The 23,781-nt window shown below is 60.5% G+C and carries 27 protein-coding genes; 18 read left to right on the top strand and 9 right to left on the bottom strand.

The window, feature by feature from the left end; genetic code table 11:
- Nucleotide 1: 1 nt before the first annotated feature.
- Nucleotides 2–1,195 carry an amino acid ABC transporter permease gene (locus FJQ55_RS09235; RefSeq protein ID WP_140827366.1) on the bottom strand — a complete coding sequence of 398 codons (1,194 nt, stop codon included), beginning with the start codon at nt 1,193–1,195 and terminating at the stop codon, nt 2–4.
- Between the two features lie 115 nt (nt 1,196–1,310).
- Nucleotides 1,311–2,339: an amino acid ABC transporter substrate-binding protein gene (locus FJQ55_RS09240; protein WP_140827368.1), complete on the bottom strand. Its 1,029-nt coding sequence runs from the start codon at nt 2,337–2,339 to the stop codon at nt 1,311–1,313.
- A gap of 360 nt (nt 2,340–2,699) precedes the next feature.
- On the opposite strand from FJQ55_RS09240, the gene FJQ55_RS09245 reads away from it, so the two are divergent.
- Nucleotides 2,700–3,890: a cystathionine beta-lyase gene (locus tag FJQ55_RS09245; RefSeq protein ID WP_140827369.1), complete on the top strand. Its 1,191-nt coding sequence runs from the start codon at nt 2,700–2,702 to the stop codon at nt 3,888–3,890.
- 12 nt (nt 3,891–3,902) lie between these two features.
- On the opposite strand, the gene FJQ55_RS09250 is transcribed toward FJQ55_RS09245, so the two are convergent.
- Both FJQ55_RS09250 and FJQ55_RS09255 read right to left on the bottom strand, forming a co-directional pair.
- Nucleotides 3,903–5,066, bottom strand: coding sequence for an FAD-dependent monooxygenase (locus FJQ55_RS09250; RefSeq protein ID WP_140827370.1), 1,164 nt, complete (start codon nt 5,064–5,066; stop codon nt 3,903–3,905).
- Between the two features lie 25 nt (nt 5,067–5,091).
- Nucleotides 5,092–5,337, bottom strand: a complete 246-nt coding sequence (locus tag FJQ55_RS09255) for a zinc-finger domain-containing protein (RefSeq protein ID WP_140827371.1) — start codon at nt 5,335–5,337, stop codon at nt 5,092–5,094.
- A gap of 165 nt (nt 5,338–5,502) precedes the next feature.
- Between FJQ55_RS09255 and FJQ55_RS09260 the strand changes: the two genes are divergently transcribed.
- The gene (locus FJQ55_RS09260; protein ID WP_140827373.1) at nt 5,503–6,288 is read left to right on the top strand and encodes an alpha/beta fold hydrolase; all 786 of its coding nucleotides are present in this window, start codon (nt 5,503–5,505) and stop codon (nt 6,286–6,288) included.
- A gap of 4 nt (nt 6,289–6,292) precedes the next feature.
- Here FJQ55_RS09260 and FJQ55_RS09265 read toward each other — a convergent pair whose 3' ends face one another.
- Nucleotides 6,293–7,096, bottom strand: a complete 804-nt coding sequence (locus FJQ55_RS09265) for an enoyl-CoA hydratase-related protein (RefSeq protein WP_140827375.1) — start codon at nt 7,094–7,096, stop codon at nt 6,293–6,295.
- Between the two features lie 72 nt (nt 7,097–7,168).
- Between FJQ55_RS09265 and cysE the strand changes: the two genes are divergently transcribed.
- The 8 genes from cysE to FJQ55_RS09305 all read left to right on the top strand — a co-directional run bounded on the left by cysE (nt 7,169) and on the right by FJQ55_RS09305 (nt 13,449).
- A complete protein-coding gene (gene cysE / locus FJQ55_RS09270) occupies nt 7,169–7,993 on the top strand; it encodes a serine O-acetyltransferase (protein WP_140827377.1) in 825 nt (274 codons plus the stop codon).
- Nucleotides 7,994–8,124: 131 nt separating this feature from the next.
- Nucleotides 8,125–8,328: a DUF3126 family protein gene (locus FJQ55_RS09275; RefSeq protein ID WP_062283471.1), complete on the top strand. Its 204-nt coding sequence runs from the start codon at nt 8,125–8,127 to the stop codon at nt 8,326–8,328.
- Between the two features lie 204 nt (nt 8,329–8,532).
- The gene (locus tag FJQ55_RS09280; protein ID WP_140827379.1) at nt 8,533–8,880 is read left to right on the top strand and encodes a phasin family protein; all 348 of its coding nucleotides are present in this window, start codon (nt 8,533–8,535) and stop codon (nt 8,878–8,880) included.
- Nucleotides 8,881–9,122: 242 nt separating this feature from the next.
- Nucleotides 9,123–9,470, top strand: coding sequence for an ATP-dependent Clp protease adapter ClpS (clpS, locus tag FJQ55_RS09285; protein WP_062283478.1), 348 nt, complete (start codon nt 9,123–9,125; stop codon nt 9,468–9,470).
- 9 nt (nt 9,471–9,479) lie between these two features.
- Nucleotides 9,480–11,960, top strand: a complete 2,481-nt coding sequence (clpA, locus tag FJQ55_RS09290; RefSeq protein WP_140827382.1) for an ATP-dependent Clp protease ATP-binding subunit ClpA — start codon at nt 9,480–9,482, stop codon at nt 11,958–11,960.
- A gap of 80 nt (nt 11,961–12,040) precedes the next feature.
- A complete protein-coding gene (locus FJQ55_RS09295) occupies nt 12,041–12,820 on the top strand; it encodes an AzlC family ABC transporter permease (protein WP_140827384.1) in 780 nt (259 codons plus the stop codon).
- Nucleotides 12,817–13,149, top strand: coding sequence for an AzlD domain-containing protein (locus FJQ55_RS09300; RefSeq protein ID WP_140827386.1), 333 nt, complete (start codon nt 12,817–12,819; stop codon nt 13,147–13,149). Before FJQ55_RS09295 ends, FJQ55_RS09300 begins: the two co-directional genes overlap by 4 nt.
- 90 nt (nt 13,150–13,239) lie before the next feature.
- Nucleotides 13,240–13,449 (top strand): hypothetical protein, encoded by a 210-nt coding sequence (locus FJQ55_RS09305; protein ID WP_140827388.1) that lies wholly within the window; start codon nt 13,240–13,242, stop codon nt 13,447–13,449.
- Nucleotides 13,450–13,465: 16 nt separating this feature from the next.
- Here FJQ55_RS09305 and FJQ55_RS09310 read toward each other — a convergent pair whose 3' ends face one another.
- The 4 genes from FJQ55_RS09310 to FJQ55_RS09325 all read right to left on the bottom strand — a co-directional run bounded on the left by FJQ55_RS09310 (nt 13,466) and on the right by FJQ55_RS09325 (nt 16,376).
- Nucleotides 13,466–13,891, bottom strand: a complete 426-nt coding sequence (locus tag FJQ55_RS09310; RefSeq protein ID WP_167507728.1) for an HIT family protein — start codon at nt 13,889–13,891, stop codon at nt 13,466–13,468.
- Nucleotides 13,892–13,954: 63 nt separating this feature from the next.
- A complete protein-coding gene (locus tag FJQ55_RS09315) occupies nt 13,955–15,154 on the bottom strand; it encodes a GNAT family N-acetyltransferase (protein WP_140827391.1) in 1,200 nt (399 codons plus the stop codon).
- A 23-nt stretch (nt 15,155–15,177) separates the two neighbouring features.
- Entirely contained in the window at nt 15,178–15,909 is a 732-nt protein-coding gene (locus FJQ55_RS09320; protein ID WP_140827392.1) for a glycerophosphodiester phosphodiesterase, read from the bottom strand.
- Nucleotides 15,906–16,376, bottom strand: a complete 471-nt coding sequence (locus tag FJQ55_RS09325; protein ID WP_140827394.1) for a RidA family protein — start codon at nt 16,374–16,376, stop codon at nt 15,906–15,908. Before FJQ55_RS09325 ends, FJQ55_RS09320 begins: the two co-directional genes overlap by 4 nt.
- Before the next feature lie 116 nt (nt 16,377–16,492).
- Between FJQ55_RS09325 and FJQ55_RS09330 the strand changes: the two genes are divergently transcribed.
- From FJQ55_RS09330 to rseP, 8 genes are all read left to right on the top strand, one after another.
- Complete coding sequence (locus tag FJQ55_RS09330; protein ID WP_140827395.1) at nt 16,493–17,320, top strand: cell envelope integrity EipB family protein; 828 nt, start codon at nt 16,493–16,495, stop codon at nt 17,318–17,320.
- Between the two features lie 193 nt (nt 17,321–17,513).
- Nucleotides 17,514–18,281 (top strand): 30S ribosomal protein S2, encoded by a 768-nt coding sequence (rpsB, locus tag FJQ55_RS09335; protein WP_140827396.1) that lies wholly within the window; start codon nt 17,514–17,516, stop codon nt 18,279–18,281.
- Between the two features lie 250 nt (nt 18,282–18,531).
- Nucleotides 18,532–19,458: a translation elongation factor Ts gene (gene tsf, locus FJQ55_RS09340; RefSeq protein WP_140827397.1), complete on the top strand. Its 927-nt coding sequence runs from the start codon at nt 18,532–18,534 to the stop codon at nt 19,456–19,458.
- A 93-nt stretch (nt 19,459–19,551) separates the two neighbouring features.
- A complete protein-coding gene (pyrH, locus tag FJQ55_RS09345; RefSeq protein WP_140827399.1) occupies nt 19,552–20,274 on the top strand; it encodes a UMP kinase in 723 nt (240 codons plus the stop codon).
- A 62-nt stretch (nt 20,275–20,336) separates the two neighbouring features.
- A complete protein-coding gene (frr, locus tag FJQ55_RS09350; RefSeq protein WP_140827400.1) occupies nt 20,337–20,897 on the top strand; it encodes a ribosome recycling factor in 561 nt (186 codons plus the stop codon).
- 50 nt (nt 20,898–20,947) lie between these two features.
- Complete coding sequence (locus FJQ55_RS09355) at nt 20,948–21,691, top strand: isoprenyl transferase (RefSeq protein ID WP_140827401.1); 744 nt, start codon at nt 20,948–20,950, stop codon at nt 21,689–21,691.
- Nucleotides 21,692–21,699: 8 nt separating this feature from the next.
- Nucleotides 21,700–22,533: a phosphatidate cytidylyltransferase gene (locus tag FJQ55_RS09360; RefSeq protein ID WP_140829181.1), complete on the top strand. Its 834-nt coding sequence runs from the start codon at nt 21,700–21,702 to the stop codon at nt 22,531–22,533.
- 73 nt (nt 22,534–22,606) lie between these two features.
- Complete coding sequence (gene rseP / locus FJQ55_RS09365; RefSeq protein ID WP_140827404.1) at nt 22,607–23,731, top strand: RIP metalloprotease RseP; 1,125 nt, start codon at nt 22,607–22,609, stop codon at nt 23,729–23,731.
- Nucleotides 23,732–23,781: the final 50 nt, after the last annotated feature.

Genomic DNA, 23,781 nt, shown 5'->3' on the forward strand with positions numbered 1-23,781 from the left:
CTCAGCGCTCCACCAGGGCCATTTTCGCGTTGAACCAGTTCATGAACAGCGAGGTTGCCAGGCTGATCGACACATAGATCAGCATCCAGATGGCGATGATCTCGATGGAATGCCCCGACTGGTTGAGGATCGTGCCGCCGACGGCGACGAGGTCGGCATAGCCGATGGCGACCGCCAGGGACGAGTTCTTCGTCAGGTTCAGATATTGTGAGGTGAGCGGCGGGATGATGATGCGAAGCGCTTGCGGCAGGATGACAAGACGCGTGGTGAGGCCTGAGCGGAAACCGAGTGCACCTGCTGCCTCCGACTGCCCCTTCGATACGCCACGAATGCCGGCCCGCACGATCTCGGCAATGAACGCTGCGGTGTAGAAGGACAGCGCCATGTAGAGCGACAGGAATTCCGGTCCGACAACAGTGCCGCCGCGCATGTTGAACTTGCCGAGCTCGGGGATGTCGAATGTGACCGGCGCGCCGATCGCGAGGAAAGCGAGGATCGGCAAGCCAATGATCAGCGCAAGATTGATCAGCAGAACGGGCGGGCGAACACCGGTCGCCAGCTGACGCTGCGTTGCCCATCGGCTGTAGAAGACTGAGCCAATGATACCGATGACAAAGGCCGCGAGAACGAAAATCATGCCTTCGCCGAACACCGGTGCCGGCATGTAGATGCCGCGATTGCTGACAAAAACGGAAAGCGGCAGTGACAGCGATTGCTTCACGTCAGGCAGCAGCGATAGCACGCCTTTGTACCAGAAGAAGATGACGAGCAGCGGCGGAATATTGCGGAAGACCTCGACATAGACGGTCGAGATACGCGCGATCAGCCAGTTGTTGGAGAGGCGTCCGATGCCGACAAGCAGACCGATGATGGTGGCGGTGATGATGCCGGTGAAGGCGACGATCAGCGTGTTCACCAGGCCCAGCATCAGGGCGCGCATATAGGTGGAATCGCTCGTATATTCGATCGGCGTCTGGGCGATGTCGAAGCCGGCGCGGCTGCTCAGGAAGTCGAAGCCGGCAGTCATGTTCGCACGGGCGAGGTTTGCTGCGGCATTGGTGCCGGCATACCAGAACAGCCAGATCACGAAGACGACGGTCAGTGCCTGATAGACGAACTGACGCACGGCGGGATTATAAAGCAACGAGGTCCCGGAGCGCACGGCTCCGCCCCGGTCTGCAGCGTCAACTGCCATATACCTATCCCCTGTACCAAAGCCCGGTTTTTGTTATTGGGCCGGCGTTTTTTATGAAGTCTTCTATGGTCTTGGACAGGAAGGCGCCGTGGCGCCTTCCTGAAATGTTATGGGATCAACGGATCGGCGGAGCGTACTGCAGACCGCCCTTGGACCACAGAGCGTTCAGACCGCGTTCGATCTTGAGCGGGCTGCCCTGACCGACGTTACGCTCGAAGGATTCGCCGTAATTGCCGACCTGCTTGATGATATTGTAGGCCCACTTTTCATCGAGACCTAGGTCCTTGCCGATGGTCTGGTCCTTTTCCTCGCCGAGGAAGCGCTTGATGTCGGGGTTTTCAGACTTCGTCATCTCGTCCAGGTTCGCCTGGGTTATGCCGAAGTCTTCAGCCGTGATCATGGCGTAGTGGGCGTAGGAAACTACGTCGAACCACTTCGAATCGTTCTGGCGAACGGCCGGTCCAAGCGGCTCCTTCGAAATGATTTCCGGCAGGATCACGTGATCGGCCGGGTTGGCGAGCGACAGGCGGATCGAATACAGGCCCGACTGGTCGGTGGTGTAGACGTCGCAACGGCCGGACTGGTAGGCAGCGTCAACTTCTTCCTGCTTTTCGAAGACGACCGGCTTGTATTCCATGCCGTTGGCCTTGAAGTAGTCGGCGAGGTTCAGTTCGGTCGTGGTGCCGGACTGGACGCAAACGGCAGCGCCGGAAAGTTCAAGCGCCGACTTGACGTTCAAAGCCTTGGTGACCATGAAGCCCTGACCGTCGTAGTAGTTGACGGCGCGGAAGTCGAAGCCGAGCTGCGAGTCACGGCTGGCGCTCCAGGTGGTATTACGCGCCAGAACGTCGATTTCGCCGGACTGAAGGGCCGGGAAGCGGTCCTTGGCAGACAGCGGGGTGTACTTCACCTTGGTGGCGTCGCCGAAGACGGCGGCTGCAACAGCGCGGCAAAGGTCGACGTCGAGGCCAGTCCAGTTGCCCGAAGAATCCTGGGCGCCGAAGCCAGCGAGGTTCGAGCCGTTGACGCCGCACTGGACGAAGCCCTTGGCCTTGACGTCATCGAGCGTGCCAGCCTGCGCTGCCACTGCGCCAAAGCCGACGGCAGCGACGCCAATCGCTGCAGACAGAAGTGTCTTTTTCATTTTTCCCAACCTTATTCTCTTGTTTTTGCCATCGACGGCATCCGGCCAAGTTTAGCCCGGCGGCGCTCATCGGCTTGCGGGCCTCCCGGAGCAAGCGAGGCTATCACAGTCGGAAATGGTTGCAGGGTCAAGTCTTTAAGCCATAAATTGGCTCAATCTGTCGTATTTTGACATATTCGCCGAAGAAATGGGCAAAAAACCTGTTTAAGTGCGATTTGGTGCTGAATTTCACGCCTAATCCCTGGGCTTCCCTTGCACTGAATGCATGGCAGAGAGTGATCGCCTCGATCTGCGAGCTGACTTGACCTAGCGATTGGGGAGCGGCAAGAACGACGGATCGAGCATCAGGGATCATCCGTTATGAGCAAGAGCAAAGAATGGCTGGCGACGGCCGGAACCAACACGAAATTGTGCCATGGCGGCTATGAGCCGAGCGACTATCACGGTTTCGTCAATCCGCCGGTCGTGCATGCCTCCACGGTGCTCTTCCCCAATGCGCGTGCCATGGAAACGCGCACCCAGCGTTACACCTACGGCACTCGCGGCACGCCGACCACCGACGCACTTTGCACGGCGATCGACGAACTGGAAGGATCGGCGGGAACGATCCTGGTGCCGTCGGGCCTTGCGGCCATCAGCATTCCCTTCCTTGCATACCTGTCGTCGGGCGATCACGCGCTGATCGTCGATTCGGTCTATTCGCCCTGCCGCCACTTCTGCGACACGATGCTCACCCGACTGGGTGTCGAGGTGGAATACTACGATCCCGAGATCGGTGCCGGTATTGAAGCCTTGATGCGGCCGAACACCCGGCTCGTGCACACCGAAGCACCGGGCTCCAACACCTTCGAAATGCAGGATATCCGGGCAATTGCAGAGGTGGTGCACCGCCACGACTGCGTGGTGACAATGGACAATACCTGGGCGACCCCGCTCTATTTCAAGCCTCTGGACTTCGGCGTCGACGTGTCGATCCATGCCGCGACGAAATACCCGTCGGGTCATTCCGACATTTTGATGGGGACTGTATCCGCCAACGCCAAGCACTGGCCGAAGCTTCTCGAAGCGCATGGTGCCATGGGCATTTGCGGCGCCCCCGACGATGCCTATCAGATCCTGCGTGGCCTCCGGACCATGAACCTGCGTCTTGAGCATCATTTCCGCTCGGCGCTCAAGGTGGCGGAATGGCTGGAGGAGCAGGCCGGGGTAGCCCGGGTGCTGCATCCGGCACTACCGAACTTTCCTGGCCACGAGATCTGGAAGCGAGACTTCAAGGGCGCATCCGGCGTCTTCTCCTTCGTGCTGGCGGCTGATTCACCGGAGAAGGTCAAGCCGAAGGCCCACGCTTTCCTCGATGCACTGCAACTCTTCGGCCTGGGCTGGTCTTGGGGCGGCTATGAGAGCCTGGCTGTCCTCGTCAATCTGGACGATCGCAAGATCCGCAAGGGTCAGAAGGACGGTGCCGTGATCCGCCTGCAGATCGGACTGGAGAATGTCGAGGATATAATCGCTGACCTGGAACGCGGTTTTGCCGCGTCGGCGGCAGTCTGACGAAGTGAGCGCTCAGTCGCCGATCCTGTGGCCATAGAGCCAGTCGAGATCGGCGGCGAGGCTCTCCGGCGCGCGCAGCGACAGCACGATGTCCCGGCCAATCCGGAAAGGCCCGCGAGCGTGATAGGCGAAGCGGTTGAAATCGCCGCGTGCCTTGACCCTGGCAGCGCGCGCTTTGCGCTCCATCTCGAAACGGGCAAGGGCTGGGGGCAGGGCGTCTTTCGAGAGATGATGAGCAAGGCTGAAAGCGTCTTCGATTGCCATCGCAGCGCCTTGCGCCGAAAACGGCATCATAGCGTGGGCCGCGTCACCGATCAGCACCGTGTCTGATCCGTTCTGCCAACGCCCCTCGGAGGCCTGGTAGAGAGGCCAGAAGGTCGGGTTGTCTGCGTCGGCGAGGACTGTGCGGATGTCGCGGTGCCAGCCGGCAAACTGGTCGAGCAGCATGGCACGCCGCGTCGCATCCGCCTGTAGCGCCCAACCCTCGTCGCTTCTCGTGCCGGCGGCGATGGCCACGAGGTTAAAGCCATCGATCTCGTTCAGCGGATAGCTGACGAGGTGGGCCCGGGGTCCGAGATGGGCGGTGACGCCGCTGCGCGACAGAAATCCGGGTGCGGCTGCCGAGGATACGGTGAAGCGCCAGGCAATGTTTCCCGAGAAACTGACAGTCGGGCTGTCCGGAACGGCATCGCGCGCGACCGACCAGGCGCCATCGGCGCCGACCACCAGATCCGGTCGCCGACCTGTCACATGTGCTAACGCCTCTGCGCCGACGCCGTCGATGCGTCGGCCGAGATGAAGCTTGCACAGAGGCTGGTTGAGGACTGCCCTCAGCAGCGCCTGCTGCAGTGTCGAGCGGTGAAGTACCCCATAGGGAGCGCCCCAGCGTTCTCGGGCAAAACTGCCGGCAGGCAGATTGGCGAGGCTTTTCAGGTCACGGCCGGATGCAAGTCGAATGGTCCGCGGCTCGAGCCAATGTTTCTCGATGTCGGGGAGAACGCCAAGGGCAGAGAGCACCCGTGTCGCATTCGGTGAAAGCTGCAGACCTGCGCCCACTTCACCCAGTTGCGGGGCCTGCTCGATGATATCGCTTGAAATGCCCTTGGCGGCGAACGAGAGCGCAGTCGTCAGGCCCGCCACCCCGGCTCCGACGATGGTGGCGTGCGTGATGGACATGGAATAATGCCGATCGTGACGCCGCTTACGCCGCCTTCACGTGAAAGACGCAGCCCGGCGGGTTGGTCTGGTCGGCCTTGAGCGCCGGATTGTAGCGGAAGAGGGTCGAGCAGTAGGAGCAGACCTTCTCGTTGTCGTGTCCCATGTCGATGAAGATGTGCGGATGATCGAACGGAGAGGAGGCGCCCGTGCACATGAATTCCTTCACGCCGATCTCGATCACCTGGTGACCGCCGTCGTTCTGGAAATGGGGAATGCTGTGACCGGCCATGGGAAACTCCGCGAAATGCTCGTGATTTTGCGCGCGACCATAACGTCCTCCTCACCAAATGTGTAGTGCCAATGCGGCGCCGCACCCACAGAAAATGCCCCTGCGGCAATTGATGTCAGCGGCGCAATCACTAAGGATGCCGGCCCGGCCAAACAGGATTTTTATATGAACCTCGATGCTCCCGCTTTTTCCCATTTCCGCAACGACGGCCTAGAGTTGGCCTATTTCGACGATGGCGACCCTGCTGGCGAGCCGGTGCTGATGATCCATGGATTCGCCTCGTCCGCGAGCGTCAACTGGGTCTATCCGGGTTGGCTGCGGACCTTGGGAGATGCAGGCTATCGCGTCATTGCGATCGACAATCGCGGCCATGGGGCGAGCGACAAACCGCATGATCCGGAAGCCTATCATCCGACTTCGATGGCGGGTGATGCCGCCGCACTTTTGAACCATCTCGGCCTGCCGGATGCCCATGTGATGGGCTATTCCATGGGCGCCCGGATATCGGCGTTTCTTGCCGTCGAGCACCCGGACCGCGTGCGTTCGCTGATCTTCGGTGGTCTCGGTATCGGCATGTGCGACGGGGTAGGCGATTGGGATCCCATCGCGGATGCCTTGCTCGCGCCGTCGCTCGACGACGTGAGCCATGAGCGGGGTCGTATGTTCCGCGCCTTTGCCGATCAGACCAAGTCCGACCGGCTGGCGCTCGCTGCCTGCATCCGCACCTCGCGCGATCTCGTCCGGCGCGAAGATATCGCCAAAGTTGATGTGCCGACCCTCATCGGCGTGGGCACCAAAGACGACATTGCCGGTTCTCCGACAGAACTGGCCGCTCTAATGCCGAACGCCCGTGCTCTCGATATTCCGAACCGCGACCACATGCTGGCGGTGGGCGACCGGGTGTTCAAGAAGGCGGCACTCGAGTTCTATGCAGAACTCGCTGACCATTGATCCGTCACTTGCCGGTAAAGACCGGGCGCCGCCGCTCGGCGAAGGCCGCCCGCCCTTCTGCGTAATCGTCGCTGTCGAAGGTCTGCGCGCCGAGGATTTCCGCCTCGCGCAGCATGTCCTCGTCGGAGAGTTCAACGGCTCTGATCGCGAGCTTCGAAGCTCGGAGTGATAAAGGAGCGTTCTGCGCTATGGCCTCGGCCAGCGTCAGTGTCTGTGCCTCGAGTGCGTCTGCCGATGTGATCTCGCTGAGAAAGCCGCAGGCGTGCAGTTCCTTTGCTGTCAGGCTCGCTCCGGTGAAGAGGGCGCGCCTCGCCATCTGGCTGCCAAGGCCCCGAACAAAATCTTGCACGGCATCGGCGGGATAGGCGAGACCGAGCCGCGCCGCAGGCACGGCAAACACGGCATCTTCGGTGGCAATCCTCAAGTCCGCGGCTGCCGCCAGCCCGAACCCACCACCGTAGCATATGCCGCTGATGGCAGCGATCACGGGCACCGGGGCCTCGCGGATCGCGGCGAAGGCGCGGCTGTTGGACGCCTCATAGACCCGGGCTGTCGCGGCATCCTTGCGTAATTCGGTAAATTCCGAAATGTCTGCGCCGGCGCTGAAATCCTTCGCGCCCGCTCCGCGAAGCAGGATGACCCTCACCTGGGCCTCCACATGCAGCCAATGCACCGCTTCGGGAATGGCGCGCCACATGGCGGCGGTTATTGCATTCTTGCGCGTCGGGTTGACGATCTGCATCAGCCCGACACGGGCTGCACTCGTCGCCTCGATCTGACCATTTGCGAATGCCCTGGATTGTTTCATGCGCGTGCCCATTTGAGTTCAATGCGGGTTGGGCTATATGATAGCCTGCAAGTATGAACGAGGAGACCGGCAATGGTCGCACACAATGACGTTCTCAAGAGCGAGATTGTCACGTCGATGGACCCGATCTGGGACAGCCTGCGGCAGGAAGCCCGCCTGGCAGCGGATCGTGATCCGATGCTGGCCGCATTCTTCCATGCAACGGTCCTCAGTCACCGTTCCCTTGAAGATTGCGTGATCTATCGCATTTGCGAAAGACTCGACCATTCGGACCTGCCGGCCATCGTCCTGCGCCAGGCGTTTGAGGCGATGATGGCGGACTGGCCTGAGTGGACGACGATCCTTCGTGTCGACATCCAGGCCGTCTACGACCGTGATCCCGCCTGCACCCGGTTCATGGAGCCGGTTCTCTACTTCAAGGGCTTCCACGCCATCCAGACCCATCGTCTGGCCCACTGGTTGTGGAACAATGGCCGCCGAGACTTCGCTCTTTATCTGCAGAGCCGCTCGTCCAGCATTTTCCAGACCGACATCAATCCGGCCGCACGGATCGGCAAGGGCATTTTCCTTGATCACGCCACCGGATTGGTCGTGGGTGAAACTGCGCGGATCGGCGACAATGTCTCGATCCTCCATGGCGTGACGCTTGGCGGCACCGGCAAGGAGGGGGCCGACCGGCATCCGAAGATCGGTGACGGCGTGTTGATCGGGGCAGGGGCCAAGGTCCTCGGCAATATTGAGGTTGGCAGTTGCTCCCGCATCGCAGCCGGCTCTGTCGTCTTGAAGCCTGTGCCCCGCTGCACCACCGTCGCGGGTGTTCCCGCTCGCGTCGTCGGTGAAGCCGGATGCGCGGAGCCCGCCCGTTCCATGGACCAGATGATCCTCTCGGAGGATTGATCGGGCGCCCACAATTCACCCCGTTTGCCTGCGCGAGGTCTGCGTGGCAAACCTTCCTTTGCGTCTTTACATCGGCGGAAAAGCCGTGTCAGAAGCGGCGCAATTCATAAAACATCCGATGGAGACGCAGTGTGAAGCCTGATGAGATCAAGAAACTCGACGCCTATTTCAAGCGGACCTTGAACCCGACGATGACCGTCAAGGCACGTCCGCGCAAGGATGACTCTGCCGAAGTGTATGTCGGTGAGGAGTTTCTCGGCGTGGTCTTCAAGGATGAGGAAGACGGCGAACTCTCCTACAATTTCTCGATGGCCATCCTGGACGTCGATCTGTGAGCTTCTGTTGAAACTTGCGATTGAAGGTGCCGATGCGCCTTATCGAATTGCCAGTAGCTTAGGGTCGTCAACCTGCAGGCGGCCCTTTGTTTTATCCACGCATACAACTGAAGGACGTTGTGCGGCGCACAAATTCACTTGACCGTCATGCTGCGAGTGCTATCTTAATCATCACTGATATGAAGCGCAGAGGAGTACGCTGACATGTTCAATATCGACGACGCCAGCAAGAAGAGCAAAGAAGCCATGGACGCCATGATGAAGAACTATTCGGAGATCACGAAGGGGTTCCAGTCCATCGCGGCCGAGGCGACCGACTACTCGAAGAAGTCCTTCCAGGACATGACCTCTTACGTCGAGGCACTCACTTCGGTGAAGAGCCCGGAAGCAGCGTTCGAGCTGCAGACTTCGTTCTTCAAGTCCTCCTACGAAAGCTTTGTGGCCGAAGCCACAAAGCTCGGTGAAATGTATGCCGAACTCGCAAAGACCCTCTACAAGCCTTACGAGGCTCCGTTCAGCCGCAGCCTGACGCCGGTCCCGGCGGCTGCCTGATCCAAGCTTGCGTGTACCATGCGAGACCGGCCGCGCCCCGCGCGGCCGGTCTTGTCATTTTTGGTTGCTGGTATAACCTGTTGGTTCGAATTTCCTTGGTTTTCCGCCCCGTGGGACAAATCGTCGTCGCGGTCGTTCGGGGGGCTTAAAATCACCGAATTATGAACTACCTTACTGTGCTGAGTGTTCGTCCGTACCGATGCGTAACGGCTAACCGGCCGGACAACGGAGAATGAACTGAAATGATCGCCAAGCCGGTCTTCATGCAGAGCCAGCGTGACGGGGACAATGCCAATAAGGGCACCTCGGTCATCACGCGCACCAAGCCGAAGACGAAGAAGCCAGATCTGTATCGTGTCCTGCTTCTGAACGACGACTACACCCCGATGGAATTCGTGATCCACATCCTGGAGCGCTTTTTTCAAAAGGACAGGGAAGCTGCCACCCGCATCATGTTGCACGTGCACAATCACGGCGTGGGCGAGTGTGGTGTATTCACCTACGAAGTCGCCGAAACCAAAGTCTCACAGGTGATGGATTTCGCCAGGCAGCATGAACATCCGCTTCAATGCGTCATGGAAAAGAAGTGAGGATCAGACGTGCCAACATTTTCCCCCAGCCTCGAAAAAGCGCTGCACCAGGCCCTGACCTACGCCAATGAGCGCCACCACGAATATGCGACGCTCGAGCACCTTTTGCTGGCTCTGATCGACGACGCCGATGCGGCGGCCGTGATGGGCGCCTGCAACGTCAATCTGGACACGCTGCGCAAGACGGTTCTGGAATTCGTCGACAACGACCTGGCCAACCTGATCACGGGCTATGACGAGGATTCCAAGCCGACGTCGAGCTTCCAGCGCGTCATTCAGCGGGCCGTCATCCACGTCCAGTCTTCGGGTCGAGAAGAAGTGACCGGTGCGAACGTGCTCGTCGCCATTTTCGCCGAGCGTGAAAGCAATGCCGCCTTCTTCCTGCAGGAGCAGGAGATGACGCGCTACGACGCGGTCAATTACATCTCGCACGGAATCGGCAAGCGTCCCGGGGCCTCGCAGGTCCGTCCTGCTCGCGGCGCAGAGGACGGCGAGCCCGAATCCAAGCCGTCTGGCCGCGAGCCGGAGGAAGGCTCCGCCAAGGGCAAGCAGGAAGCTCTGAAGGCTTACTGCGTGAACCTCAACGAAAAAGCCAAGACCGGCCGCATCGATCCGCTCATCGGCCGTCACGACGAAGTCAACCGGACGATTCAGGTGCTGTGCAGGCGTTCGAAGAACAACCCGCTCTATGTTGGCGACCCCGGCGTCGGCAAGACGGCGATCGCCGAAGGTCTGGCGAAGCGCATCGTCGAGGGCAAGGTGCCGGAAGCCTTGGCCGATGCCACGATCTTCTCGCTCGACATGGGCACGCTGCTCGCCGGCACCCGCTATCGCGGTGACTTCGAGGAGCGTCTGAAGCAGGTGGTCAAGGAATTGGAAGATTATCCGGGTGCCGTCCTCTTCATCGACGAGATCCACACGGTGATCGGCGCCGGTGCCACCTCCGGCGGTGCGATGGATGCCTCTAACCTGTTGAAGCCGGCTCTGTCCTCGGGCGCGATCCGCTGCATCGGCTCGACCACCTACAAGGAATACCGCCAGTTCTTCGAGAAGGACCGGGCACTCGTTCGCCGCTTCCAGAAGATCGACGTCAACGAGCCGTCCATCGATGATGCCATCGAGATCATGAAGGGCCTCAAGCCGTATTTCGAAGACTATCACAAGCTCCGTTACACCAACGAAGCGATCAAGTCGGCGGTCGAGCTCTCGGCGCGCTACATTTCGGACCGCAAACTGCCGGACAAGGCAATCGACGTCATCGATGAGACGGGTGCAGCCCAGATGCTGCTGCCAGCCTCTCGCCGCCGCAAGTTGATCACCGAACGGGAAATCGAAGCCACCATCGCGACCATGGCCCGCATCCCGCCCAAGACCGTCTCCAAGGACGACGAGATGGTTCTCGCCAACCTGGAGAAGGAACTGCGCTCCGTGGTCTACGGCCAGGACAAGGCGATCGAGGCGCTTTCGACGTCGATCAAGCTCGCCCGTGCGGGTCTGCGCGAACCGAACAAACCGATCGGTTCTTACGTCTTCTCCGGCCCGACCGGCGTCGGCAAAACCGAGGTCGCCAAGCAGCTTGCGTCGTCTCTCGGAGTCGAACTCCTGCGCTTCGACATGTCGGAATACATGGAGCGTCACACGGTTTCGCGTCTGCTCGGTGCACCTCCCGGCTATGTCGGCTTCGATCAGGGCGGTCTCCTGACCGACGGCGTCGATCAGCATCCGCATTGCGTGGTTCTGCTCGATGAAATCGAGAAGGCGCATCCGGATATCTATAATATCCTGCTGCAGGTCATGGACCATGGGTCTCTGACGGACCACAATGGCAAGAAGATCGATTTCCGCAACGTCATCTTGATCATGACGACCAATGCGGGCGCGTCGGAGATGGCGAAGTCGGCGATCGGCTTCGGCTCGTCCAAGCGTACCGGCGAAGACGAGGAAGCGCTGAACCGCCTGTTCACGCCTGAATTCCGCAACCGTCTCGACGCGACGATCCCGTTTGCGCCTCTGCCCACCGAGGTCATCCATCAGGTCGTCCAGAAGTTCGTCATGCAGCTGGAAGCCCAGCTGTCCGAGCGTAATGTCACCTTCGACCTCTCGGAACCTGCCATCGCCTGGCTCGCGACCAAGGGTTACGACGAAAAGATGGGCGCACGGCCGCTGTCCCGCGTCATCCAGGAGCACATCAAGAAGCCGCTGGCCAATGAGATTCTGTTCGGCAAGCTGAAGAAGGGTGGCGTGGTCAAGGTCGGCGTCAAGAAGGACGAGACCGGAGACGAAGTGCTCGATCTTGAATGCGTCGCTGAAGTAACGCCCGCGAAGCCGAAGCCCGAAGTCGAAGTGGCGACGGCCAAGCTTGCCAAGGCAAAGCGCAAGCCGGCGCCAAAGGCCGCTGCGGTTGAAGACGATGGCGAAGTGGCTGTGATCGATGCGGCGCCGGCGCCCGCCAAGCGTAGCGCCGTGCCGAAGGTGCCGAAGAAGAAGTAGGGCGCATCGGCCTTTACGACCGATTAGACCGTGCCGGGCCTTGTGCCCGGCACATCTGTGTTTGAACCTGAGTGTTCCTTATGCCTGCAGCCGAACGTGATGTGTCCCAAAGCCGCTGGTTCCTTGCCGGGATGCGCGGCCTGTTCAGCCTGCCCGCGATCATCCTGATGATCTCCTTCGTTGGCTTTGCAGCTTTTGCGTTGCAGTCGGGCGTTTCCCGGGGTCAAGCGATGTTCATGACGGCGGCGGTCTGGGCACTGCCGGCCAAGATGATCTTGATCGGCACCATGACCAGCGGCGCAAATCTTTTCGCGATTTTTCTTGCCGTGACCCTCTCGTCCATCCGGCTGATGCCGATGGTGGCCTCGCTCGTGCCGGAAATGCGGACCAGCCGCACGCCAACCTGGTTGCTTCTGCTCCTCTCCCACTTCGTTGCTATCACTGCCTGGGTCTTTGCCATGGGCAGCTTCAAGAACGTGCCGCGTGAGGCCCGTGTGGCGTACTTCGCCGGCTTTGGCATCACCCTCGTGGCGATCAATAGTGCGCTCGTTGGCATCTGTTACGGCTTGGTATCAAGCTTTCCGCCCGTTGTTGCTGGCCTCCTTTTCTTCCTGACGCCATCCTATTTCATCGCCTCGATCTGGGCGACGGGCCGGCAATCGGTGGTCAAGGTCGCGTTCGTTGTCGGCGCCATTTTCGGCCCGTTGCTGGCCGTTGTGATGCCCGGTTTCGATATCCTGGTGGCGGGCCTCGGTGGGGGTACGCTCGCGTATTTCTTCGATCGTTTCATTGTCCGAGCCGGCAAGAAGCCGAACTCTCCGGAGCCGGAGTCCGCCATTTCGATCGAAGAGGTGGTGTGATGACGGAGTACTGGCCCTATCTCGTCGTCCTCGTTGCCGGTTGGTTGGCGACGGACCTCTGGCGCTGGCTCGGCGTGCTGGCCGGCAACAGATTGCAGGAGGGGTCGGAAATCCTCAACTGGGTGAGGGCGGTTGCCACCGCCCTGGTGATGGCCGTGACGACGAAACTCGTCGTTTTCCCGACGGGGGTGCTGGAGGCATCGCCGCTCTGGTTGAGGCTCATGGCCACGGCCCTCGGCTTCGCCGCCTTCCTGCTCTCAGGGCAAAAGGTGATCGTTGGCGTCATCGTCCCGCTTGCAATCCTCGGCACCGGTCTGCTCTGGCTTTAGGATCGGTCGCGATCACAGGAGAGTGTAGGCACTGAAAATGCCACTTTTGTTTCCCAAATCGAGGCTGTTGAGTGATTAACGGAAAATGGAATGGCCCGAGTCCTGCGTTTCCGCCGCCTGAAACACGGCGTCCCGCCGAGGTTCAAGGTGCTGCCTAAGGATCTTGCGCGAAGCCGTGGCGGAGGCTGGTTTGGTGCGGCGCCCGGCATGCTCGGGGTGACCGCGCTGATCGCGACCAGTATCGGTGTCTTGGCACTTCTCGGTCGTATTCTGGGCTGCCCCCGCGACGAGGGTCAGTAAAGACTGGCCGAGTCTCTCAGAGCGCGGCCCTGATCTTCTCGGCATTGGCCTTCAGCACGTCGACGTTTTCCATGCCGCCCGTATGGGGCTTGAGCGGCAGCCCATCATGACGCGGGATGACGTGGAAATGCAGGTGGAAGACGGTCTGACCGGCGGCCGCCTCGTTAAACTGAGCGACATAGACTCCGTCTGCCTCGAAGGCCTCCTTGGCGGCATTGGCCAGTTTCTGCACGACCGGCAGGAGCTTTGCGAGGACGGCGGGATCGGCATCCAGCAGATTGCGTGAACCCTGCTTTGGGATCACGAGCAGGTGCCCCGGCGCTTGCGGCATGACATCCATGAACGCCAGCGTGTCGTCGTCTTCATAAAGCTTCACCGATGGAATGTCGCCGGACAGGATCTTGGCGAAGATGTTGTTGGGATCGTAGGCAGTCATCGATATCTCCTAAATTCGTTGCGCAGTTAGCGGCAATCAGTCCCGTCCTTCAAGCCGCTGCTGCGGTCCTCAACCGTCGAATTCTTCGCCCTCGCGCGGCTGACGGTCACCCTTGCGGAAGGGTGTATGCTCGCCGAGATAATCGCTTATCTGGGCAACTTCCCGTCGCTCGTGTTCGAGATAGTCTGCGACGGCGCGTCGGAGCCCCGGATGGGCGATGTAGTGTGCCGAATGCGTGGTGACGGGCTCGTAGCCGCGCGCCAGCTTGTGCTCCCCCTGCGCGCCTGCCTCGACGCGTGCAAGACCCTTCGACAGGGCAAAGTCGATCGCCTGATGGTAGCAGACCTCGAAATGCAGGAAGGGATGATCCTCAATGCAGCCCCAGTGGCGGCCGTATAGCGCATCGGCCCCGATGAAGTTGATCGCGCCCGCAACATAGCGCCCGTCGCGCTTGGCCATCACCAACAGCACGTCATCGGCCATGCGCTCCCCAATCAACGAATAGAAGCTGCGGGTGAGGTAGGGCCTGCCCCATTTGCGGCTGCCGGTATCGATATAGAAGCGGAAGAACTGGTCCCATATGTCTTCCGTTAGATCGCCGCCGGTCAGCCAGTCGATGATGATGCCGTTCTCCACCGCCGCCCGCCGTTCCTTGCGAAGATTCTTTCGTTTGGAAGAGGAGAGTTCGGCCAGGAAAGCCTCGTGGTCGGCATAGCCGCGATTGATGAAATGGAACTGCTGGTCGGTCCGATGCAGGAAATTGGCATCCGTAAGGGAAGGCAACTCACCTTGCGGAAGAAAGGTGACATGCGCCGATGACGCGCCCATCTTGCGCGTCACCTGGGAAAGCGCCTCGGCGAGAAGACCGGAGACACGCTCGACATCCTCGCCCTGCCGCACGAGCAACCGAGGCCCCGTCGCCGGGGTGAACGGCACCGACGCCTGCAGCTTTGGATAATAGCGGCCACCGGCTCGCTGATAAGCATCCGCCCAGCCATGGTCGAAGACGTATTCACCCTGGCTGTGGTTCTTGAGATAGCAAGGGACGGCGCCGATCAGCCGGCCGTCTTCCTCCAGCAACAGATGATGGCCCATCCATCCGGTCTCGGCAACGGCCGAGCCGGACTCGTCCATCGCCGACAGAAAGGCATGAGAGACGAAGGGATTGTAGCCGGGTCCGGCACGTGACGTGCCGGACAGTGTGGCCCAATCGGACGGATCGATCTCCCGGAAGGAGCCGGCAATGCGGACAGTCACCTCGTCTGCCATGGATCTCCCTGTGCGTGCCAGTCTCAGGCCAAAGCCGGCGCTACGCGCGGGTCAAAACCTTCGAACGTCATTTGGTCTGCGTAGGTATAGGTGCGCTCCCGCATGATTTCATCCCTGACCGTCCAGGTAATCACGGGTGTGCCCTTTTCACGCAGGGCGGTGATGAAGGTGTTCGGCAGATGGGCTGCACAATAGGAGGTAAAGTCCAGGCCGAGCGCCATCGCTTCCTCATGCGCTGCCAGCACTTCTGGCTTGACGCCCTCGGCTGTCAGTCCGACCGGGTAGGGGCAGTCAACATGCTTCAGCGCCCGCAAGAGGTGATAGTCGAAGCTCATCAGCGCGACCTTGCCCTCATAGCCGTCCAGCACTTCCAGCACGCTTTCAACGAATCCATCGTCCTGTTCCGCATCGATGCCCTTGAGCTCGATGACCAGGGGCACCTGTCCCTTGACGAGGTCGAGCATCTGGCGGAGCGTCGGGATCTTGTCCTTCGTGCCGCCGATAGACAGCATCTTCAACTCACCCGCCGTGCGCTCCCGAACTTCGCCAGCAAGCCCGCAGAGCCGCTGCAGGTCATGATCGTGGAAGACCATAGGCACGCTGTCGGAAGACAGCTGGATATCGCATTCAATCGCAAATCCCGCCTCGATCGCGCGCGAGAAGGCAGACAGCGTGTTTTCCCAGACTGTCTTGTTCATGTCATGATAGCCGCGATGGGCGACGGGTAGGTCCTTGATCCAGTCGATCCCGCTCACAGGCTGATCTCCAGGATCGCGTCGATCTCGACCGCGGCATTTAGCGGGAGGGCTGCCATGCCGACGGCGGCACGGGCATGTTTACCCGCTTCGCCAAGGACATTGGCGATCAGGTTGGAGGCGCCGTTGATGACGAGGTGCTGCTCGGTGAAGCCTGGGGCCGAGGCAACGAATCCGTTCAGCTTGATCACGCGGGTGATGCGCGAGAGGTCGCCGCCAAGCGCACTCTTCGCCTGCGCCAGGATGTTAATCGCGCAAAGTTCGGCGGCACGCTGCGCTTCTGCAAGCGCCACGTCCGAGCCGACGAGACCGAGGACCGCCACTTTTCCGCCTTCAATCGGCAATTGGCCCGAGAGATAGAGCAGGTTTCCGCTGATCACGAAGGGGACATAGTTGGCAGCAGGGGCAGCGGCTTCGGGAAGGGTGATTCCCAGCGCTGCAAGGCGGCTGTCGATGGTATCGGACATGGCGAAATCCCGGTTTGTTGAAAAGAGGTGAGAAACTTCTGACGACGAAAAGCATGTCTCGCTTTTGCCGGATGTGTTCTTATAACATCGACGACGAGTCCAACAGGAGGTTGTCGATGTTTCCTTTGCGTATGGCGGCGGCCGCCACATTGACCCTCGCCGCCAGCATGGCTGCCTGGCAGGCTACGGCCGCCACGATCGGCCTTGTGCCGCATCGCGCTGTCTACGACATATTTTTAAAGGAAGCCTCCGACCGCTCCGGCATCGAGGGCGTACGCGGTCGCATGGTCTATGAGTTCTCAGGCTCGTCCTGCAAGGGCTTCAACACCCAGTTTCGCTTTGTCACCCGGATCGATGTCGGCGATGGGGTCCGCGTCACCGATCAGCGCTCGAACACTTTCGAGGACGTGAGCGCCGGAAAGTTTCGCTTCGACAACAAGTCCTTCACCGATGATCAGCTTGACAAAGACGTGAGCGGAGCTGCCGCAGAGGCCGGCGACAAGGTGACGATTGAGCTCACCGGCCCCAATCAGCGGGAACTGGAACTGGCGAACAGCCGCTTTCCGGCAGAACACATGCTGGAAGTGATCGCGAGGGCTCGGAAGGGTGAGCGTGTCTTCGAATCGCGGATCTTCGACGGCTCCGAGGATGGCGACCAGACCTTCCTGACCACGACTGTTGTCGGTGCCCCGCAAAAATCCCTCGATACCGATCCAGAAGCGAAGGCCGTGGCCCCGTTTGGCTCAAGCGATTACTGGCCCGTGTCCATCGCCTATTTCGACGAGAAGAAGAAGGGCGACCAGTTGCCGATCTATAGCCAGTCCTTCAAACTCTACGAGAATGGCGTCACCCGTGATCTGACGCTCGACTACGGCGACTTCGTCCTGGCCGGCAAGCTGACCAAGCTGGAAGTGCTCGGCCCCCCGAACGGCGACTGCAAGTGATCAATTCGGGCCTTCTTGCTTGAACTCTAGGGCAAAGGCTTGATTTTGTGCCGCGACCCCTGTATGGGCCGCATCATTCCACACGCGAAGCTTGGGAAGTTCAGGGAGAAATCCTGAGTTTTCCGCCCGGTGGCTTCCCCGTAAGGGGTGCTGTTTGCTTCGCGGGGGTTAAACCGGAAAAGGAGAAAAAGGCATGGCATTGCCTGATTTTAGCATGCGTCAGCTTCTGGAAGCTGGCGTTCACTTCGGCCACCAGACACACCGCTGGAACCCGAAGATGAAGCCGTACATCTTCGGCGATCGTAACAACATTCACATCATCGATCTGGCTCAGTCCGTCCCGATGCTGTCGCGCGCCCTGCAGGTCGTGTCCGACACCGTTGCTCGTGGTGGCCGCGTCCTGTTCGTCGGCACCAAGCGTCAGGCTTCGGAAATCATTGCCGACAGCGCCAAGCGTTCGGCCCAGTACTACGTCAACTCCCGCTGGCTCGGCGGCATGATGACCAACTGGAAGACCATCTCGAATTCGATCGCTCGCCTGCGCAAGCTCGATGAGATCCTCGCTTCGGAAGCCTCCGGCTACTCGAAGAAGGAGCGCCTGAACCTTGAGCGCGAGCGCGAAAAGCTCGACAAGGCGCTCGGCGGTATCCGTGACATGGGCGGCGTTCCGGACCTGATGTTCATCATCGACACCAACAAGGAAAAGATCGCGATCGACGAAGCCAAGCGCCTCGGCATCCCGGTCGTTGCTGTCATCGACTCGAACTGCGATCCGGACCTCATCGACTATCCGATCCCGGGTAACGACGACGCTTCGCGCGCCATTTCGCTGTACTGCGACCTGATCTCGCGCGCTGCAATCGACGGCATCGCTCGCCAGCAGGGCTCTTCCGGTCGTGACATCGGCGCATCCGCCGAAGCTCCGATCGAGCCGGCTCTCGAGACCGAAGCCGAAGCTTGATGCTTCGAACGCGGCGGATCTGATCCGCCGTACCCGTCAAGGGATACGGCCGCCCGGACGCTCAGTTGAGCCTCGGGCGGCCTCGCAATTCCGGCGACCTGTCACTGATGCGGTCCCGAATGCGCTCAAGGTTTTCGTGGTGACCTGCTTCATCACGTTGTCACACTTCCGGGTACATTTCGTCCCCCAAACAGCATGCTCCGGGATCATGATCGTCTGGTGCATCGCTTGAACAGACAAGAGGCACACAATGGCTGAAATCACTGCAGCACTGGTTAAGGAACTGCGCGAGAAGTCCGGCGCAGGCATGATGGATTGCAAGAAGGCTCTCATCGAAAACGACGGTGACGTCGAAGCCGCCATCGACTGGCTGCGTGCCAAGGGTATCGCCAAGGCTGACAAGAAGTCGGGCCGCACTGCAGCCGAAGGCCTGATCGGCATCAATGGCAATGGCACCTCGGCTGTTGTCGTCGAAGTCAACTCCGAAACCGACTTCGTTGCCCGTAACGAGGCTTTCCAGGACCTCGTTCGCGGCGTGGCTTCCGTTGCCATCACTACCGACGGTTCGGTCGAAGCGATCGGCGCGGCCACCTATCCGGCCAGCGGCAAGACCGTCACCGACACAATCAAGGACGCAATCGCCCATATCGGCGAGAACATGACGCTGCGCCGCGCCGTCAAGCTGTCAGTCGAAGACGGTGTTGTTGCGACCTACGTTCACAACGCCGCCTCTGAAGGTCTCGGCAAGCTCGGCGTCCTCGTTGCGCTGAAGTCGACCGGCAACAAGGACGTTCTGTCCGCGATTGGCCGCCAGGTTGCCATGCACATTGCAGCGACCAACCCGCTCGCCATCCGTTCGGAAGAAGTCGATGCTGCTGTCGCTGAGCGCGAACGCAACGTCTTCATCGAACAGTCGCGCGCCTCGGGCAAGCCGGACGCCATCATCGAAAAGATGGTAGAAGGCCGCATGCGCAAGTTCTTCGAGGAAGTTGCTCTTCTGTCGCAGGCCTTCGTCATCAACCCCGACCTGACCGTCGGCGACGCCATCAAGGCTGCCGAGAAGGATGCCGGCGCCCCGATCGAAGTCACCGGCATGGCACGCCTGCTCCTCGGCGAAGGCATCGAGAAGGAAGAGAGCGACTTCGCAGCTGAAGTCGCTGCTGTCGCCAAGGGCTGATTGAGCCACTCCTTTCGAGGGAAAACATCGGGCATCGCGTGACAACGCGATGCCCTTCGTGTATCCGGCACTGAATTGATTTCGGGAGCACACATGACCGCCAAGCCATTGTTCACACGCGTTCTCCTCAAGGCTTCCGGTGAGGCCCTCATGGGAAGCCAGGGCTTCGGGATCGACGTCGCTGTGGCCGACCGGATCGCCGGTGACATCGCCGAAGCCCGCCGCATGGGTGTCGAAGTCGGCGTCGTTGTCGGCGGAGGCAACATCTTCCGCGGCGTGGCCGTAGCCTCCAAGGGTGGCGACCGGGTGACGGGCGACCACATGGGCATGCTGGCGACTGTCATCAACGCGCTGGCACTTGCAACCTCGTTGCGCAAGCTCGACATCGACACCGTCGTCCTCTCGGCGATCGCCATGCCGGAAATCTGCGAGAGTTTTTCGCAGCGCGCCGCCTTGCACCACCTGGCGCAGGGCCGGGTGGTGATCTTCGCGGGCGGCACGGGCAACCCGTTCTTTACCACCGATTCCGCCGCAGCCCTGCGCGCCGCCGAAATCGGCGCTGAGGCGATCTTCAAGGGCACGCAGGTGGACGGAATCTACTCCGCTGATCCGAAGAAAGACCCGACAGCGACCCGTTTCGACAGCCTGACCCATGACGAGGTTCTGCAGAAGGGTCTTGCCGTCATGGATGTCGCCGCTGTGGCGCTCGCCCGCGAAAACCACATTCCGATCATCGTCTTCTCGATCCATGAGAAGGGTGGCTTCGGCGAAATCCTCTCTGGCGCCGGTCGCATGACCATCGTCACTGACAACTGATCCAATAACCATGGGCGCCCGCCGAATGGGCTGCCGGCTGAACGAGCAATGGGAGAACCATGATGACCGCAGGGGTTGATCTCAACGACATCAAGCGCCGCATGGACGGCGCGATCAATGCATTCAAGAGCGACATCGCCTCACTGCGCACCGGGCGCGCGTCGGCCAATATTCTCGATCCCGTCACGGTCGAGGCCTATGGATCGCGCGTGCCGTTGAACCAGGTGGCGAACGTGACCGTGCCGGAGCCGCGCATGCTCGGTGTTTCGATCTGGGACAAGTCGATGGTAAATGCCGTCGACCGGGCTATCCGCGAGGCCAATCTCGGCCTCAACCCGATCATGGATGGGCAAAACCTGCGCATTCCGCTGCCAGAACTGAACGAGGAGCGTCGCAAGTCGCTCGTCAAGGTCGCGCACGAATATGCAGAAAAGGCGAAGGTGGCGATTCGTCACGTCCGCCGCGATGGCATGGACAGCCTTAAAAAGGGCGAAAAAGACGGTTCCATCAGCCAGGATGACAGCCGTTCACTGTCGGACAAGGTTCAAAAGATGACGGACGACACGATTGTCGACGTCGATCGCTTGCTCGCCGACAAGGAAAAGGAAATCATGCAGGTTTAAGCGAGAGTCGTTCGTTTATACCATTTCCATCGCCGCCCGGATCGGAGCCCATGTCGAGAGCATCACAGCGCATCGTACCCCAGCATGTTGCGATCATCATGGACGGCAATGGTCGCTGGGCGAATGCACGGGGCCTGCCGCGCACGTTCGGCCATCGCAAGGGCGTCGAGACGGTCCGCGAAACCGTCAAGGCGGCCCGCGAGGCCGGCGTGGGCTTCCTCACGCTCTTCGCCTTCTCCTCCGAGAACTGGCGCCGTCCAGAGGCCGAGGTCAACGAGCTCTTCGGCCTCCTGAAGGCGTTTATCCGCCGCGATCTGGCTGATCTGCATCAGGCGTCCGTGCGCATCCGCATCATCGGGGACAAGGTTAACCTGCGCGAGGACATCCGTTCGCTGCTGCTGGAGGCCGAGGAACGCACGGCCGAGAACCGCGGAATGACCCTGGTCATCGCGTTCAATTACGGTTCGCGCGATGAGATCGCCAGAGCTGCTGCGCGCCTCGCTCGCGAGGTTCAAGCCGGCCGGCTCGATCCCTGCGATATCGATGCGCAGAAGATCAACGACAGTCTGGATACGGCCGGCATTCCCGATCCCGACCTCGTTATCCGCACCAGCGGCGAGGAGCGCCTGTCGAACTTCCTCCTCTGGCAGTCGGCTTATGCGGAGCTGATGTTCGTGCCGGATTTCTGGCCGGACTTTACGGCTGCGGTCTTCGATATGGTCCTGGAGCGGTATGCCGCCCGTGATCGGCGCTTCGGCGGCCTTTCGAATAAAGTCGTGGCGGTTGGCTCATGACCTTGTCGATCTCTCGCGAGCTTCAACTGCGGATCTATTCGGCGATCGTCATGGTGATCGTGGTGCTGGCGGCGACCTGGGCCGGCGGCATGGCGTTTCGGCTGCTCGCGGCCGCCATCGGTCTTCTCGTCTATTACGAGTGGTCCAAAATGACACGCCTGGCCGAGACGAGCCTACGGTCGAATTCCTTCGGCTGGCTCGCCATGGCGCTGGTCTGCCTGAACATGTTGGTCGGGTCCGCAGATTTCACCGTGCCGCTCTTTGCCGGCCTGGTGATCACTGCTGCCATTCCAGCTCTGCTGCGTCGGGTAAGCTGGTGGCATCCGGGCGGGCTCTTCTATGCGGGCCTGAGCGCCATCTCGCTCGCCGCGATCCGCGGAGACGATTCGCTTGGTCTCGTTGCCATGCTCTTTGTGTTCGTGGTTGTCTGGGCCACCGACATCCTGGCCTATTTCGTCGGTCGTGCGATCGGCGGGCCCAAACTTGCGCCGCGCATTTCGCCCGGCAAGACCTGGTCGGGCGCGATAGGCGGAACCGTCGCGGGGGTGGTCGGTGGCTATGTCGTTGCCATGGCGCATTTCCACGACGTGGGTATCTGGATCGTGGTTGTCGCGTTCGCGCTCTCGATCGCAAGCCAGATCGGCGACCTGTTCGAATCCTTCATCAAGCGCCGTTTTGGGGTGAAGGATTCAAGCAATCTCATTCCCGGACACGGCGGCGTCATGGATCGCGTCGATGGTCTTGTATTTGCCTGTTTTGCGGCGTTCTTCCTCGCAATAGCTTTCTCTGCGGGCGCAAGCCAGTCCGTGGTATCCATGGGCGCCTTCCTCTTCGGCCTTTGACGGTCGAGAAGGTACGGGTGAGGGGCATAAGCCTCAGTCGCGACGGCAAAAACGAATTGGGACAAGGGATCACATGAGCGCAGTTCTCGGCTTTCTCGGCGGATATATTCTTCCCTATATCCTCATTCTGTCCCTGCTCGTTTTCATCCATGAGTTAGGACACTATCTGGCCGGACGATTGTCGGGCATCCGGGTTCTTGCCTTCTCCGTGGGCTTCGGTCCGGAACTGGTCGGCTTTACCGACGGCCACGGAACCCGTTGGAAAGTTTCCGCAATTCCGCTGGGCGGTTACGTCCGGTTCTTTGGGGATGCCGACGCCGCCAGCATGCCCGATGGCTCCGCCATCGCAGACTTGAGCGAGGCGGAAAAGGCGCAGACGCTGAACGGGGCAAAGCTCTGGAAGCGTGCCGTCACGGTTGCCGCAGGTCCCATCGCCAATTTTCTTCTCGCCATCGTTATCTTCGCGGTCATGTTCGGCACCATGGGCAAGCCGGTATCGGACCCTGTCGTCGCGGACCTGAAACAGGGTAGCGCCGCGGAGGCGGCCGGGATTGAGCGGGGCGATGTCCTTATTGCTCTGGACGGTCGAAGGATCGAGACATTCGATGATGTGGTGCGCTACATCACGATGCGTCCCGAGGTGCCAGTCACGGTGACGGTGCGACGTGGCGAGCAGCAGCTCGATTTCGGTATCGTCCCCAAGCGGGCCATCAATACGGATCGCTTTGGCAATTCGATGGAAGTCGGCCAGATCGGCATCATCACCGATCAGAAAGCCAGCAATTTTCGCATTGTCGAGCTGTCGCCGTTGCAGGCCGTGTGGGAGGGTATCCGTCAGACGGGTCACATCGTGACTGGCACCTTTGACTATATCGGCAACATGTTCGCTGGGCGGATGAATGCCGATCAGCTCGGCGGTCCAGTCCGGGTTGTCCAGGCATCTGGCGAAATGGCGACACTGGGTATTATCGCTCTGTTAAATCTGGCAGCGGTTCTTTCGGTTTCGCTGGGGCTTTTGAACTTGATGCCAGTTCCGGTCCTTGACGGCGGCCATCTCGTTCTCTACGCGATTGAAGCAGTGCGCGGGAGGCCGATGGGTCAGGGGGCGCAGGAGGTTGCATTCCGCATCGGTTTGGCGATGATCCTCTCCCTGATGGTATTTGCCACCTGGAACGATATCAGCCGGTTGATAGGCTGAGCGTCGTCCTTGCAACGGGCGGAAGGATTTGTTTACGATGTTTCAAATTG

Source organism: Rhizobium glycinendophyticum (assembly GCF_006443685.1).
Lineage (GTDB): Bacteria > Pseudomonadota > Alphaproteobacteria > Rhizobiales > Rhizobiaceae > Allorhizobium > Allorhizobium glycinendophyticum.

Bases quoted from the DNA above. Each gene is read 5' to 3' on its own strand.
- FJQ55_RS09235 (WP_140827366.1), bottom strand. From the start codon at position 1,195: ATGGCAGTTGACGCTGCAGACCGGGGCGGAGCCGTGCGCTCCGGGACC.
- pyrH (WP_140827399.1), top strand. From the start codon at position 19,552: ATGACCGCCAAGCCATTGTTCACACGCGTTCTCCTCAAGGCTTCCGGT.
- FJQ55_RS09355 (WP_140827401.1), top strand. From the start codon at position 20,948: ATGTCGAGAGCATCACAGCGCATCGTACCCCAGCATGTTGCGATCATC.
- frr (WP_140827400.1), top strand. From the start codon at position 20,337: ATGACCGCAGGGGTTGATCTCAACGACATCAAGCGCCGCATGGACGGC.
- FJQ55_RS09325 (WP_140827394.1), bottom strand. From the start codon at position 16,376: ATGTCCGATACCATCGACAGCCGCCTTGCAGCGCTGGGAATCACCCTT.
- tsf (WP_140827397.1), top strand. From the start codon at position 18,532: ATGGCTGAAATCACTGCAGCACTGGTTAAGGAACTGCGCGAGAAGTCC.
- FJQ55_RS09245 (WP_140827369.1), top strand. From the start codon at position 2,700: ATGAGCAAGAGCAAAGAATGGCTGGCGACGGCCGGAACCAACACGAAA.
- FJQ55_RS09255 (WP_140827371.1), bottom strand. From the start codon at position 5,337: ATGGCCGGTCACAGCATTCCCCATTTCCAGAACGACGGCGGTCACCAG.
- FJQ55_RS09280 (WP_140827379.1), top strand. From the start codon at position 8,533: ATGTTCAATATCGACGACGCCAGCAAGAAGAGCAAAGAAGCCATGGAC.
- FJQ55_RS09315 (WP_140827391.1), bottom strand. From the start codon at position 15,154: ATGGCAGACGAGGTGACTGTCCGCATTGCCGGCTCCTTCCGGGAGATC.
- rseP (WP_140827404.1), top strand. From the start codon at position 22,607: ATGAGCGCAGTTCTCGGCTTTCTCGGCGGATATATTCTTCCCTATATC.
- FJQ55_RS09260 (WP_140827373.1), top strand. From the start codon at position 5,503: ATGAACCTCGATGCTCCCGCTTTTTCCCATTTCCGCAACGACGGCCTA.
- clpS (WP_062283478.1), top strand. From the start codon at position 9,123: ATGATCGCCAAGCCGGTCTTCATGCAGAGCCAGCGTGACGGGGACAAT.
- cysE (WP_140827377.1), top strand. From the start codon at position 7,169: ATGGTCGCACACAATGACGTTCTCAAGAGCGAGATTGTCACGTCGATG.
- rpsB (WP_140827396.1), top strand. From the start codon at position 17,514: ATGGCATTGCCTGATTTTAGCATGCGTCAGCTTCTGGAAGCTGGCGTT.
- FJQ55_RS09295 (WP_140827384.1), top strand. From the start codon at position 12,041: ATGCCTGCAGCCGAACGTGATGTGTCCCAAAGCCGCTGGTTCCTTGCC.
- FJQ55_RS09305 (WP_140827388.1), top strand. From the start codon at position 13,240: ATGGCCCGAGTCCTGCGTTTCCGCCGCCTGAAACACGGCGTCCCGCCG.
- FJQ55_RS09265 (WP_140827375.1), bottom strand. From the start codon at position 7,096: ATGAAACAATCCAGGGCATTCGCAAATGGTCAGATCGAGGCGACGAGT.
- FJQ55_RS09330 (WP_140827395.1), top strand. From the start codon at position 16,493: ATGTTTCCTTTGCGTATGGCGGCGGCCGCCACATTGACCCTCGCCGCC.
- FJQ55_RS09250 (WP_140827370.1), bottom strand. From the start codon at position 5,066: ATGTCCATCACGCACGCCACCATCGTCGGAGCCGGGGTGGCGGGCCTG.
- FJQ55_RS09240 (WP_140827368.1), bottom strand. From the start codon at position 2,339: ATGAAAAAGACACTTCTGTCTGCAGCGATTGGCGTCGCTGCCGTCGGC.